Annotated in this window: 12 protein-coding genes; 3 read left to right on the top strand and 9 right to left on the bottom strand. The window is 66.3% G+C overall.

The features are described from left to right. Positions 1-123: 123 nt before the first annotated feature. A complete protein-coding gene (locus QX128_RS06055; RefSeq protein ID WP_316181669.1) occupies positions 124-1,434 on the top strand; it encodes an MFS transporter in 1,311 nt (436 codons plus the stop codon). Positions 1,435-1,438: 4 nt separating this feature from the next. Here QX128_RS06055 and QX128_RS06050 read toward each other — a convergent pair whose 3' ends face one another. The 7 genes from QX128_RS06050 to QX128_RS06020 all read right to left on the bottom strand — a co-directional run bounded on the left by QX128_RS06050 (position 1,439) and on the right by QX128_RS06020 (position 9,495). Continuing rightward, positions 1,439-3,151 carry a thiamine pyrophosphate-binding protein gene (locus QX128_RS06050; RefSeq protein WP_316236928.1) on the bottom strand — a complete coding sequence of 571 codons (1,713 nt, stop codon included), beginning with the start codon at positions 3,149-3,151 and terminating at the stop codon, positions 1,439-1,441. Between the two features lie 28 nt (positions 3,152-3,179). Then, a complete protein-coding gene (locus QX128_RS06045) occupies positions 3,180-4,118 on the bottom strand; it encodes an AEC family transporter (RefSeq protein WP_316236927.1) in 939 nt (312 codons plus the stop codon). Between the two features lie 42 nt (positions 4,119-4,160). Beyond that, on the bottom strand, positions 4,161-5,711 hold the full coding sequence (locus QX128_RS06040; RefSeq protein WP_316217755.1) for an AMP-binding protein: 1,551 nt from the start codon (positions 5,709-5,711) through the stop codon (positions 4,161-4,163). Positions 5,712-5,792: 81 nt separating this feature from the next. Next, positions 5,793-6,425: a hypothetical protein gene (locus tag QX128_RS06035; protein ID WP_316236926.1), complete on the bottom strand. Its 633-nt coding sequence runs from the start codon at positions 6,423-6,425 to the stop codon at positions 5,793-5,795. After that, positions 6,422-6,952, bottom strand: coding sequence for a c-type cytochrome (locus tag QX128_RS06030; RefSeq protein WP_316236925.1), 531 nt, complete (start codon positions 6,950-6,952; stop codon positions 6,422-6,424). The genes QX128_RS06035 and QX128_RS06030 overlap by 4 nt, the downstream gene beginning before the upstream one ends. Positions 6,953-7,018: 66 nt before the next feature. Continuing rightward, entirely contained in the window at positions 7,019-8,797 is a 1,779-nt protein-coding gene (locus tag QX128_RS06025) for a PQQ-dependent dehydrogenase, methanol/ethanol family (protein WP_316236924.1), read from the bottom strand. Positions 8,798-8,886: 89 nt separating this feature from the next. Beyond that, a complete protein-coding gene (locus QX128_RS06020; protein ID WP_316236923.1) occupies positions 8,887-9,495 on the bottom strand; it encodes a copper chaperone PCu(A)C in 609 nt (202 codons plus the stop codon). 54 nt (positions 9,496-9,549) lie between these two features. On the opposite strand from QX128_RS06020, the gene QX128_RS06015 reads away from it, so the two are divergent. Then, on the top strand, positions 9,550-10,263 hold the full coding sequence (locus QX128_RS06015) for a GntR family transcriptional regulator (protein ID WP_316181657.1): 714 nt from the start codon (positions 9,550-9,552) through the stop codon (positions 10,261-10,263). Positions 10,264-10,363: 100 nt separating this feature from the next. After that, positions 10,364-11,050 (top strand): GntR family transcriptional regulator, encoded by a 687-nt coding sequence (locus QX128_RS06010; RefSeq protein WP_315802076.1) that lies wholly within the window; start codon positions 10,364-10,366, stop codon positions 11,048-11,050. A gap of 136 nt (positions 11,051-11,186) precedes the next feature. Here the strand turns inward: QX128_RS06010 and QX128_RS06005 are convergent, their stop codons facing one another. Together QX128_RS06005 and QX128_RS06000 are read right to left on the bottom strand one after the other, a co-directional pair. After that, on the bottom strand, positions 11,187-12,554 hold the full coding sequence (locus QX128_RS06005) for a sensor histidine kinase (protein ID WP_316181655.1): 1,368 nt from the start codon (positions 12,552-12,554) through the stop codon (positions 11,187-11,189). Further along, positions 12,529-13,986, bottom strand: coding sequence for a sigma-54 dependent transcriptional regulator (locus QX128_RS06000; protein ID WP_316181654.1), 1,458 nt, complete (start codon positions 13,984-13,986; stop codon positions 12,529-12,531). The genes QX128_RS06005 and QX128_RS06000 overlap by 26 nt, the downstream gene beginning before the upstream one ends. Positions 13,987-13,989 lie beyond the last annotated feature (3 nt).

Genomic DNA, 13,989 nt, shown 5'->3' with positions numbered 1-13,989 from the left:
CGAGGCCTCACCTAGCGATCGGACGACACGGCCGGTATTGGACAATTTGTCCAATACCGGAGCGGCGCCGAGGACGACAATTACGTGGCGAAAATAGAGTACGAGAGGACTGCAGGCAGCGCGATGACACAGGCAGCGGCGACCGCCGACGGCGAAACCCATCTCTCCCGCACGCATGAGGCGCATCCGGGCGAGATCGCGATCGGCGTGATCGTCGGGCGCACGTCGGAGTTCTTCGACTTCTTCGTCTACGCCATCGCCTCGGTGATCGTGTTTCCGCGCCTCGTGTTTCCGTTCGCCGACGAGCTGACGCAGACGCTGTATTCGTTCGCGCTGTTCGCGCTCGCCTTCATCGCCCGCCCGTTCGGCAGCGTGATCTTCATGGCGATCGACCGCCGCTACGGCAAGAGCGCCAAGCTGATCACCGCATTGTTCCTGCTGGGCACCTCGACGGTCGCGATCGCCTTCCTGCCGAGCTATCACACCGTCGGTGCGGCCGCGATCTGGCTGCTGGCGCTGGCGCGGATCGGCCAGGGCCTCGCCTGGGGCGGTGCCTGGGACGGGCTGGCGTCGCTGCTTGCCATGAATGCGCCGGAGCACCAGCGCGGCTGGTATGCGATGATCCCGCAGCTCGGCGCGCCGCTCGGGCTGATCGTCGCCAGCGTGCTGTTCGCTTTCTTCGTCGGCTATCTCTCCGCGGCCGACTTCTTCGACTGGGGCTGGCGCTACCCGTTCTTCGTGGCGTTCGCCATCAACGTCGTGGCGCTGTTCGCGCGGCTGCGCATGGTGGTGACGCCTGAATATGACGAGCTGTTCCAGTCGCGCGAATTGCAGCCGGCGCGCGTCATGACCACGATCCGGCACGAGGGCCGCAACATCGTGATCGGCGCGTTCGCGCCGCTGGCGAGCTTCGCGCTGTTCCACATGGTGACGGTGTTTCCGCTGTCCTGGGTGTTCCTGTTCACCAAGGAGACGCCGGCGCGCTTCCTGGTCATCGAGGCGGTCGGCGCGGTGTTCGGCGTCGTCGCCATTGTCGGGTCCGGCATGCTGGCCGACCGCATCGGCCGCAAGTCGCTCCTGATCGGCTCGGCGATCGCGATCGCGGTGTTCTCGGGCTTCGCGCCGCAACTGCTCGATGCCGGCCCGATCGGCGAGACCATCTACATGGTGCTCGGCTTCATCCTGCTCGGCCTGTCGTTCGGCCAGTCCTCCGGCGCGATCGCCGCCAATTTCGCGCGCACCTATCGCTATACGGCATCGGCGCTCACGGCGGACCTCGCCTGGCTGTTCGGCGCCGGCTTCGCGCCGCTGGCGGCATTGGTGCTGGCCGCCAATCTCGGCCTGCTGTCGGCCGGCGGCTATCTGCTGTCCGGCGCCGTCTGCACCCTGCTCGCGCTGTGGCTCAGCGCGCCGCGGCAGCTGCAGCAGGTGTGAGGCCTCACACGCCGCGCCACTTGCGCTCCGCCTCGTCCCACGCTGCCAGCGGCTGCAGATCCGGCACCCATGCGAGCCCGGTCTTGGCATCCGACGACACCGCTTCCGGCGTCACCACCACATCGAGCAGCGCCGGTCGATTCGCGAGCGCGCGCTGGATGGCGGGGCCGAGCTGCTCCGCGGTCTCGACGCGCTCGGCATGCATGCCGAAGGCGCGCGCCATCGCGGCGTGATCGGCGAATTGCAGCCTGGTGCCGACCATCTTGCCATGGGTCACGGTCTGGTCGTGCACCTCGATCTGCCAGGCGCCGTTGTTGGCGACGACGATCAGCACCGGCGCGTTGTGGCGCACGGCCGTGTCGACCTCGATCGCGTTGAAGCCGAAGGCGCCGTCGCCGGTCGCGACCACCACGGGCTTGTCGGGAAAGGCGAGGCTCGCGGCGATGCCATAGGGCACGCCGATGCCGATGCAGCCGAACGGGCCGGGATCGAGCATCAGCGGCGCGCTCAGGCCGACGCGGGCGAACGAGAGAAAGTCGCCGCCGTCGGTGATGACCACGGCATCATTGCCGATCGCCTCCTGCAGGGCCGACAGCACGCGGTTCGGATGCAGCCGCCCGTCGCTGCCGGCCGGCGCTGTCGCCATGCTCTGGCGCAGCTTGGCCGCGCGCTCCTGATGCGCGGAGCGGAGCTTGCCGGCCCATTGCTTGTCGACAGCCGACTCGCGATTGCCCGCGAGCGCAACCATTGCCCGGAGAGTTTCCGCAGGTGATGCGAGGATTTCGGCTGCGCCGCGGCGATTGTCGCGCAGCTCGCTCGCGGTGTCGCTGATGCGGACGAATTTGGCGTCCTTGAACACGGCCGGCGAGCCGTAGGCGAGCTGGAAGTCGAGCCGGCGGCCGACCGTCAGCACCACGTCGGCATCGCCCATGACGGCGCCGCGCATCGCGCCGACCACCGAGGGGTGATCGTCGGGCACGAGCCCCCTGCTCTCGCCGGTGTCGAGATAGACCGCGCCGAGCCGGTCGAGCAGCGCGATCAGCTCAGGGCCCGCGCCGCGCGCGCCGCGGCCGGAGATGACGAGCACGCGCCGCGCCGACCACAACAGCTCGACCGCCTTCTCGACCTCGGCCGCATCCGGCCGCGGCGCCGCCCGCGGCTTCGGCGCGAGATGCTCCTCCAGTTGCAGCGCCTTGGGCACGATGCCGCGCAAGGTGTCGACCGGGAAATCGATGAACGCAGGTCCTGGCTCGCCGCCGTCGCCGAACGCGCGCGCGATCGCCTCGTCGAGCTCCTGCAGCACCAGCGACGGCTCGCGCACGGTGCGCGCGTAGCGCGTGATCGAACGCACGAGCTGGGTGTGGTCCATGTCCTGCAGGCCGCCGCGGTTCTCCTGCGGACGCGGGTTGCCGCCCGAGATCACCAGCACCGGCGCGCGCGAGACGTGGGCGTTGGCGATGCCCGTGATCGCGTTGGTCATGCCGGGCCCGGCCGTGACCAGGGCGACGCCGAGCTCACCAGTCAGCTCCGCATGCGCCTGTGCCATATGCACGGCCGCGCGCTCGTCGCGCACGTCGATGATGCGGATGCCTTCCGCATCGAGCCGCATCCAGATCGGCATGATATGGCCGCCGCACAGCGCGAACACGCGGGCAACGCCGCGGCGCTTGAGCAGGCGGGCGATCAGGTCGGCGGCACTGTCGGGGGAGATCTTCATCGGACCACTCCAGCGAACGAAGTTGCGATCAGCCCGGCGCGAGCCAGGCCACGAGCAGCGAGACGGTGAGGACGGCGAAGATGTGCGAGACGAGGATCGAGCCCGACGTGACACCCGCCTCGAGCCCATACAGTTTGGCGATCGTGAACGGCCCCGAGCCGATCGGCAACGCGCTGAGGATGACGGCCGAATGCGACCAGAGAGGCGGCATCGAAAAGACGTGGAAGGCGAGCAGCGCGGTCACCGCGGGCTGCATCAGCAGCTTCAGCGACACCAGGATCGCGATTGATGTCGCATCGTGCGTGACGACGCGCTCCTGCGCCAGGAACAGGCCGATGCAGACCAGAGCGGCCGGCGAGGCCGCGCCGCCGAGCAGGCTGGTGAAGCTCATGAACGGCGCCGGCAATGCGAAGCCGCTGAGGCCGACCGCGAGTCCGGCGACGGGCGCGATGAACAACGGACTTGTCAGCAGCGAACGCGCCACCTTGGCGACGGTCGCGCCCAAGGTGGCGCCCTTCTGCAGATCCATCTCGACGACGACCATTGCGAACAGGAACAGCACACAGGCCGTGAACAGGGTGGCGATGATCGAGGCCGGCGCGCTGTCCGGGCCGAACACCAGCAGGCACATCGGAATGCCCATGAAGCCGACATTGCTGTAGCCGGCATCGAGCCCCTCGATGCTGGCATTGGCGGCGCGGCGGCCGCGCAGACGGCTGATCACGAAGCCGGTCGCGAAGGTCGCGGCGATGCCACCGCAGAACGCGCCGATGAAGCCGAACTGGCTGACCTGCTCGACGCCGATCTTGGACATCGCGGTGAAGATCAGCGCAGGCAGCGCCAGGTACACGGCGAAACGATTCAGATTGTCGGTCGCGGTGCGGTCGAACACATTGAACCAGCCGCACAGGAACCCCGTGAGGATCAACGCGAAGATGGGAAGAGCGGAATTGAGGACAGCCTGCATCGCAGCTACATATCAGACGCGCCGCGCATTGCAGCGACCAACTCACGAAAATCTCTTCTTCAGCTCGCGATGCAGGATCTTGCCGGTGGCGTTGCGCGGCATCTCGGCGTCGGTGATGAAGGCATAGGACCGCGGCCGCTTGAAACCGGCCAGACGCTCCTTGGCCCAATCGACCAGCTCGTGCTCCTTCACCGTCACGCCGTCGCGCGGCACGATCACGGCGTGGACGCGCTCGCCCCATTTGTCGTCGGGCAGGCCGATCACGGCGATGTCCTTGACGGCCGGATGGGCCCCGACCTGCGCTTCGACCTCGGAGGGATAGATGTTCTCGCCGCCGGAGATGATCATGTTGCTCTTGCGGTCGGCGAGATGGATATAGCCGTCGGCATCGCGGCGGGCCATGTCGCCGACTGAGCAATAGTCGCCGCGGAACGCCTCCGCGGTCTTCTCCGGCAGGCGCCAGTAGCAGTCGAACGTGTGCGCGTTGCTCGAATAGAGCTCACCCGCCTCGCCGTCCGGCACCTCGTGGCCTGCCTCGTCGAGGATGCGGATCGGCGCGGCGCCGACGCATTCGCGCCCGACCGAGCCCAGCTTGGTGAACTGCTCGTGCGGATGCAGCATGGTGACCCAGCCGGTCTCGGTCGCGCCGTAGAGCTCGTAGAGGCCGGACTTCGGAAACATCTCCATCACTTCGCGCTTGGTCTCCGGGCGCGCCGGCGCCGAGGAGATCATCAGCTTGGTGACCGCGCTGAAATCGTGCTCCGCGCGCAACCCTCGCGGCAGATCGAGCATCATGATGTAGTGCGTGGGGACCAGCGAGGTGAAGGTGGAGCCGCCATCGGCGAGCGTCGTCACCGCGTGCTCAGGATCGAAGCTCTTGCGCGAATAGATCGAATTGACGCCGCCGATATAGCCGAACGCGCCGAAGAAGTTCAGCGAATTGGCATGGCACATCGGCATCACCAGCAGCGCGCCGTCGTTGCGGCTCAGCTTCAGCTCGATCTCGGTGACCATCGACAGGAGGACGGCGCTGCGATGGCTGCGCAGCACGCCCTTCGGCTTGCCGGTGGTGCCCGAGGTGTACATCAGGGTCCAGGGATCGGACAGCGCGACCTGCTGATCCGGCTCGCGGTCCGCAGCCGCGGCGATGATGTCCTCGTAGCCGCGATAGCCTGCCGGACGCGGCTTGGTGCCAAAGTGGATGAAGCGGTCGTCGGCGATGCCGAGATCCTTGCGCGCCTCCTCGACCAGGCCCACGAGTTCGTCCTGCACGATGACGGCGGCCGCTTCGGCATTCTGCACGATGAACTGCATCTCGGGCGCGGTGAGGCGGAAATTGATCGGCAGCGCCACCAGCCCGGCTTTGGCCGTGGCCGCATAGATCTCGCACCATTCGACACAATTGTAGGCAAGGATCGCAACGCGATCGCCCTTGGCAAGGCCGAGCCCGAGCAGCGCGTTGGCGAGCCGGCACGCGCGCTCGTTCCACAGCGCAAAGCTCATCGCACGTTCGAGATCGCGGGCACCGGTGCGCTCCGGCGACATGCGCGCATGGGCCGACAGCATCTGCCCGAAATTCAAGAGATCCCTCATCGTCGTTTCCTCCCGGCGGCCGGGTTCACGACGCCGACTGGCGCGCGCCTCCAGCGGAGCGCGATGAAGATCGGCGACGGACTAGTTGATATCCTTCGTGATCCGCACCAGCGTCTGATCGACGAAGCTCTTGATGTCCTGGTCCGGCTTGCGGAACAGCTCGCGCTCGACCGTCAGCGTCCGGCCGGGCACCGTCTTCTTGCAGACCTCGCGCAGGAACACGCCCCCGACCGGCTGCTCGCCTGCTGTCGGCTGCTGCTCCTTGCACTCCCAGCCCTCGGCGCCATAGCGCGACTTCACCTGGTTGCCGAGCAGGAAGGCCTTCTTGCGAATATAGAGCCGTGCCTTCGGATCGGTCTCGATCGTCAGGCCGGTGACGGTGCCCTTGTCGTCGACCAGGACCGTCAGCAGCACGGGATGACCGGCCACCTTGGTGCCGTCCTGGCTGGTCTCCGGATCGAAATCGAAGCGCACCGCGTGCCGCGCCTGCGCGTCCGCTGGACAGTCGCGCCACGCCGACCACGCATTGAGCTTGCGATTCGGATCCTTGGCGCAAGTCAGATTGACATAGCCCTCATTGGGCAGGTCGCCGACGGGCATGCCGACGGTGATGTCGCGCAAATCGTAGTTCGGTACGGCCTGCGCCGAGGCCGCATGCATCACGAACGACAGCACGAACGTGGCGAAGATCGCAGCGCAGGTTGACCGCTTCATTTCGATGGCTCGCTTGCAGGCTTGGCGGCATTCGTCTTGTAGATGTCGCAGACCCGCGACGTGTTCCCGAAGAACGCGGTACACTCGTCGTAGTTCGGCTCGCCGCGGCCCTTGATGTGCGCGAGCACGTATTCCGCGACCGCCTGGATATCGTTGGGCCGCAGGAACACGCCGCCCTCGGGCGGCATGCGCTCGCCGACATCCTGGCGGCTCATATCGTAGCACTTCGCCGTGTCATAGGAGTCGCGCGCAAAGTACGGCATGCCCGTCCCGGGCCGGCCGCAGGTCACGGTCTCGATGATCTGGTCACGGGTGAGCTGCGTCTTGCGCAGCGACAGCGCGTCGCCGCCATAGCCGCCACCGCCATTGCCATGCCATTTGTGGCAGCCGACGCAGTTCGCGCGCTTGAACACGGCCTTGCCGGCCTCGGTCGGATCCGTCGGCGCCGCGGACTGCGCCGACGCGAGCGAAGCGGAGCCGAGGACGAGAGCCGACGCCACAGCGAACGTGATCGCACTGAATTTCATCTGATCTTCTTGTCGAACAGGGGATAGGGGCGGAGCGGAGGACATGCCTCCGCTCCGCTGTCGACTTCACAGCGAGAAGACGTAGAGCATCGAGCCGGGCTGGATCTTCTTCAGCTCGGGCGTGGATTCGATGAACCACTTGTCCCAGGCGCCGCCGAGACCAACCAGGATCGCGACGTATTGCTTGCCGTCGACCGAGAACGTCACGGGAGGCGCATTGACGCCGCCGCCGGTGTTGAACTCCCACAGCTTCTGCAGGGTCTTGGCATCGAGCGCCATCACCTCGCCCGAGGGCTGGCCGGTGAAGACGAGATCAGGCGTCGACAGCATGCCGCCGAGATTCGGGAACGGCGTCTCCATCTTGCCGGCGATCTTGCCGGTCGTGACGTCGATCGCGGTCACGCTGCCCGTGATCTTGAACGGCTGGCTCGGTCCGCCGCCGGTCCAGAACTCACGCGGCTTCAGCTTGTCCTTGGTTGCTTCTTCCACGGTGATCCGGTTGCAGCTCTCGATGACAGGGATGTACCAGAGCTTCAGGTCCGGATTGTACGAGGTCGGCGGCCAGTTCTTGCCGCCCATGTTGCCCGGGCAGATGTCCGCGACCTTGTTCTCACGATGCGGCGACACCGACGCATTGTAGCGCTGCACCGGGTTCTTCGGATCATACTCGATCGGCTTGCCGGTCTCGGCATCGAGCCCCTTGGTCCAGGTGACCTTCTTGACGAAGGGCAGACCCCAGATGAACTTGCCGCTGGTGCGGTCGATCGCATAGGCAAAGCCGTTGCGGTCGGCCTCGAGCGCGAGCTTCAGGGTGGAGCCGTTCGGCGCGGGCACATCGACCAGGACGTTCTCGGCGACGCTGTCATAGTCGAAGGGATCGTTCGGCGTGTGCTGGTAGTGCCACTTGATCTTGCCGGTGTTGGCGTCGAGCGCCAGCGAGCTGTCGGTGTAGAGGTTGTCGCCGGGACGATAGGCGTTGTCCCAGTCCGGGCCGGGATTGCCGACGCCCCAGATGATGGTGTCGGTCGCCGGATCATAGGTGCCCGTGACCCAGGTCGAACCGCCGCCGGCCGCCGCTGCGTCGTTGCTGTCCTTCCAGGTCTCGCTGCCGGGCTCGCCCTTGGCCGGAATGGTGTGGGTGCGCCAGACCTCCTTCTGCGTGGTGAGGTCGGTCGCCGCGATCCATCCGCGGATGCCGTATTCGGCGCCGGCGACGCCCGAGATCGCCATGTTCTTCACGATCAGCGGCGCGCCGGTGATCACCTCGCCCTTGTCGGGATCGGCGACCTGACGCTGCCAGGCAACCTGCCCGGTTTCCTTGTTGGTCGCGATCAGGCGGCCGTCGAGCGTGTGCGACACGACGAGGTTGCCCCACAGCGCGACACCGCGATTGTCGACGCCGCAGCAGGCGATCGCGCCGGCCCAGTCGTGATCCGTCTTCGGATCCATCTTCCAGACCATCTGGCCTTTGCCACCGCGCGCATCGATCTTGTACACCGAGCCCCAGCCGTCGGTGACATAGATCATGCCGTTCTCGACGATCGGCGTGCCTTCGAGACCGCCGTGGCTCCAGATGCCGCCGCCCTCGACGCCGCCGAGATGCATGGTCCAGGCGACCTTCAGGTTCTTGACGTTGTCCTTGTTGATATCCTTCAGCGCCGAGAACCGCGTGCCCGAGTAGTTCTTATGATGGTGGAGCCAGTTGCCGGCCTCCTTGTCGGCGTTGAGCAGCCGCTCGGGGGTCATCTCGTCGGCGGCCTGCGCCGGCGATGCAAGCTGGAAACAGGCGAAGGCTGCGCTGGCCAGCAGCACCGCCCGCAAGGTTGACCTGACGTTTATCCTCATCGTTTCCTTCTCCCATTATTGATTATGAGTTGGAGCGAATACCGCTCCGCCGAGCCCGAAGGCGGAGAGCAGCAGGCGACAAACACGCTTCAAGGGGACTTGCGAACCTCGACCTCCGTTTCGATGGATCCTGCTTTCTGGAACACGATCGTGCAGGTGAAGCGCCTGCCTGGCTCGAGCGGCTCCCGCGTCTGCAGCAGCATGACGTGATAGGCGGTCGGCAGCAGCACCAGCGTGCTGCCTGCAGCGATGGGAATGTTGGGAATGGAGCGCATCGCCGGAGCGCCTTCGCCGCGATCGACGGTGTGCCGCTCAGAGAAATTGGCGACCGGACAGCGCACGCGCATCAAGGCTTCCGGCGCGGTCGTGTCGTTCTTGATCGTGATCAGCAGCGGGATGTCGCGCCCCACCTCGGGCGCCGCCGGCACCCAGGCATCGGACAAGGTCAACCCTTCTCCGGCCGCGGCGAGCGCAGGCGTCATCGCGCCGAACCACGTGACCGACGCCACCAGCAATGCGCGCGACACCGCCGACATCACACCGGCGCGCACGCTGCCCTCCGGGCGCACGGACCAGACCTGACCGCACTCCCGACTGGTCGGATCTTCCGACAACGGAGTCCCTCCCCTGTTTGGCCGCTTTTTAACTTGCCTTAGTGCGGCGCCTTTTCTGAATTCGTACTCTGAATTCGAATGCATCGCAAATCGATTTTCGGGCTTGACATGCTAATGTCCGGCAAAATGTGATGGCCCATGCGAATCGTGCCCGCCGCTCCCTCTCTGGTCGACCAGGTCGTCGAGGCGATCACTGACGAGATCGTCAGTGGCGTTCTCACGCCGGGCTCGCGGCTGATCCAAGATGATCTGGCTCAGGCTTACGGGGTGTCGCGCCAGCCGGTTCAGCAGGCGCTGATCCTGTTGCGCGGCTGCGGGCTGGTGCAGAGCGCGCCGGGCCGCGGCCTGATCGTGGCGCCGCTGGACCCCGCCTTCGTCCGGGATCTCTATGAGATGCGCGCCGTTCTCGAAGGCCTCGCGGCGCGGCTGGCCGCCGAGCGCGCGAGCGAGCGTGCCGCGCGCGAAGGCCCGGCCTACATCGCGGCCGGCCACGAGGCGGTGAAGAGCGGGCTCGTCAACCGCAAGATCGAGACCGACATCGCCTTCCATCAATTCCTCGGCGACCTCTCCGGCAACGCGCTGATCGGCGAGACGATGGCGCCGCATTGGCCATGCCTGAAGCGGGTGATGTCCGACGTGCTGCAGAAGGAGCAGAGCATGTCCCGGATGGTCTGGGACGAGCACGAGGACATTCTTGCAGCCGTGATCGAGGGCCGCAGCGCCGAGGCCGAACGGCTGAGCCGCGAGCACATTTCGCGCGCGGCCAGTGTGTTCATCCATCACCTCAAAATCCAGCAGGACAGCAACTCCAAGCAGCGGCGGACGCTCGCCGCGCGGAAACTCTCGGTATGACCCCATTCAGACCGACCTCGTCCGCCATGCGAGCGCCGGGCTCCGGGACGGCAGTCTCACACGCGCGACCGGACATCACACCTGATCCCGTGGAGGCCACGTGCCACCGCTGAAGACACAGCCGAGCCTGACCGAACGCGTCTACGAGCGCATTCTCTCCGACATCGTCGGCGGCGAGCTGCCGGAATCCGCCCGCCTCATCCAGGACGATCTCGCCCGCGACCTCGGCGTCTCGCGCCAGCCGGTGCAGCAGGCCCTGCTGCTGCTGCGCAATCAGGGGTTCGTCCGCGACGCGCCGGGCCGCGGCCTGGAAGTCGCGCCGATCGACACGGACTTCATCCGCAACCTCTATGAAATACGCGCCGTCGCCGAGGGCCTCGCCTGCCGGCTCGCGGCGACGCGCGGCGCCGAGCGCGCGGCCGAGGAGGGCCCCAAGCTGATCGAGCAGGGCCGGCGCGCCGAGCGCGAGCATTCGGTCGAGAAGCTGATCGAGGCCGACGTCAGGTTTCATGAATTCCTCTACGAGATCTCCGGCAACTCCGTCATCCAGGACACCACGCTGCCGCATTGGCTGCATCTGAGGCGCCTGATGGGCGAGGTGCTGATGCGCGACGAGACCCCGCGGCGGATCTGGGACCAGCACGAGGACATCCTGCGGGCGGTGATCGCAGGCGATGCGCAGACAGCCGAGGATCTTGCCCGGCAGCACATCACGCGGACCGCCACGGTGCTGCTGGCGCGGCTGTCGAAGCAGCGCGAGCCCGTGCCGGTCGCGACGGCGTCCTGATCACGTCGGACTTGGCCTTTGCCGGCGACGTCCGGCAACCCCGCGTCAGGAATCCCGGCATCGCCTCGGACGTTCAAGGAAGATGAGGACGCTCAGCATCCCATGTCGGCGTCGGCGGCAGCCCCTGCGCGCATCGTCAAGCCGCCGGCAAGGTGAAAGAGAACGTGGCGCCGCCCTGCGGCTCGTTGCTGGCCAGCAGTTCGCCGCCGTGCTCGCGAACGATGCCGTAGCTGATCCACAGCCCGAGCCCCGTCCCCTCCCCGACGCGCTTGGTCGTGAAGAACGGCTCGAAGATGTGGGTCAGATGATCCTTGTCGATGCCGGGGCCGTTGTCGGTGATGCGAAAGGCGATCTCGCTGCCCTGGCGCATCACCGCGACCAGAAGGCGCGGCAGGTCGGTCGATCGCATCGCGTCGATCGCGTTCTCCACGAGGTTGACGATCACCTGATGCAGCTGGCCTTCGTTGCCGGAGATCCACAGATCCGGCTCGACCTCGATCTGGATGTCGACACGATGCTGCTTGGTGCGCCCCGCCCACAGCACGGCGGTATTGATCAGTCGCTCGATGTTGACGCGCTCGACCTCGCCGAGCTTCGAGAACGACAGGCGGCGCAGGTTCTTGACGATCTCGCTGATGCGCACCGCGCCTTCCAGCGTGCCATCGATCAGCGGGCCAAAATCCTCCAGGATGGCATCGATCCTGAGATCTTTGCGAAGCGCAGCGACATCATCCGCGACCGGCTGCTCGTGGATGGCATCGAGATAGCCGACCAGCGAGGTGCGGTAGCGCATCAGGGTGTGGATGTTGCCGTAGACGAAGCTGATCGGATTGTTCAGCTCGTGGGCCACGCCGGCGACGAGGCGGCCGAGGCTCGCCATCTTCTCCTGCTCGACCAATTGCCGCTGCGCCCGCTGCAGCTCCTGATGCGCCTTGTGCAGGGCCTCATAGGCGCGGCGCAGCTCGCCGATCGGGCGCCCCGTCAGCACCACGCCGATGAAGCGGCCGCGATGGTCATGCCGCGGCGAGCTGTTGATCGCGAACAGGTCGGAGCTGACGCCGGCGGCCGCGGCAAAGCGCAATTCACCGTCGACCACATCGGCGCTGCTGCGCGGCGTCAGCAGCGCAGCGAGCTTGGGCCGATGATCGGGATCGATCATCTCGGCGATGTTGCGACCTGCGATGTCGGCCAAAGCCCGTCCCGATGTCTGCAGAAAGGCGGAGTTGGCCTGCTGTACCGTGCCCCTGGCGTCACAGACGACCAGGATGTCGGAGACGGACTCGATGACGTTGGTGACGAACGCCTGGGCTTCCTCGAGCTCGGCGTTCTTGTGCTCGAGATCGACCTCGTAGCGCAGCAGGTCGGAATAGACCTCGTCCATCTTGCGGATCACTTCGATCCACACGCCTTCGCGCTCGCTGTCGAGTTCGAGCGTGCTGCTGCTCGCGATCAGCTTGAGCAGCGTGTCAGCCCCGGACTCAGGAGAGTGAGTGGCCTTTGCCATGCTTCTTCAGATCGTATCTCGACAATTTGTTCCGGAGCCCCACCCGGGACAGGCCGAGCTCGCTCGCGACGCGACTGATGTTACCATCATATTTCTCCAGACAGTGAACGATGATGGTCTTTTCGAGATCCTCGACCTTGTCCTTCAGGCTCCCGGAACCATTGAGCTTGCCATTGGCGATCGCGGGCGCGGCGCGGCGGCCGCCGCGCCGGCCGGCAAACGGCGGACAGCGCAGTTCGTCGGCATCGGCCAGCACGGCCATGCGCTGGATCTCGTTCTGCAACTCGCGAACGTTGCCGGGCCAGTGATAGCGGGAGAATTCCTCAAGCGCCGCCGGTGCGAACCGCAGATGCGGCCGGTTGAACGATGTCTTCACCGCCGATAGCACGCCCTCGGCGATCAGCGGAATGTCCATCGGCCGTTCGCGCAAGGACGGCATGTGCACCGGAAACGCGGCGAGCCGGTAGTACAGATCGCGCCGGAAGCGGCCCGCCTCGACTTCGGCCTCGAGATCCCGGTTGGTCGCGGCGACCACGCGCACATCGACCTGGCGCACGCGCTGCGCGCCGAGCGGCCGGATCTCGCTCTCCTGCAGCACGCGCAGCAGCTTGACCTGAAAGGCGGGGGATGTCTCGCCGATCTCGTCGAGAAAGATGGTGCCGCCGTCGGCGACCTCGAACAGGCCGATGCGGTCCTGATAGGCGCCGGTGAACGCGCCCTTCTTGCAGCCGAACAGCTCGCTTTCGAGCAGCTCATCCGGCAGCGCGCCGCAATTCTCGACCACGAAGGCCTTGGTGGCGCGCGCAGAGCCATAATGAATCGCACGTGCGAGCAGCTCCTTGCCGGTGCCGGATTCGCCGGTGATCAAGACCGAGATGTCGTAGTCGGCAGCGCGCCGGCCGAGCTCGATCACGTTGCGCATCGGGCTCGCGGCCGAATGCACGATGCGGTCGAAATCATAGAGCTGTTTGGCGGCGCCGCGCTTGACCGACACGACCTTCTTGATATGGGCCGGCGTGGCCTTCACGTCGACGCCGGCGGTCTCCGTCTCCTTCTGCAGCCGGTAGAGCTGCACGGCCTCGCGGACGATCTCGATCAGGCGGTCCGGCTGCCAGGGCTTCGTGATGTACTGATAGATGCCGGCCTCGTTGAGGCCGGCGATGATGTCCTCGGAATCCGAATAGCCCGAGATGATCATCCTGACAGGGTCGGGCCACATCTCGCGCACGCGCTTCAGGAAGCTGACGCCGGATTCCTGCGGCATGCGCTGGTCGCAGATCACCGCATGCACGATCTCGCCTTCGAGCAGCTTCTCGGCATCGTTGGTGTTGCCCGCACACAAGACCTCGAAATCCTGGTTGAGGACGCGCCGCAGCGCCTCCTGTGACCGGACCTCGTCGTCCACGACCAGTATCGTTCCCTGGATGCCCATCGC

The sequence above is a fragment of the Bradyrhizobium sp. SZCCHNR1015 genome, assembly GCF_032489875.1.
GTDB lineage: Bacteria > Pseudomonadota > Alphaproteobacteria > Rhizobiales > Xanthobacteraceae > Bradyrhizobium.
This window is presented reverse-complemented; position numbering and strand designations above follow the sequence as displayed.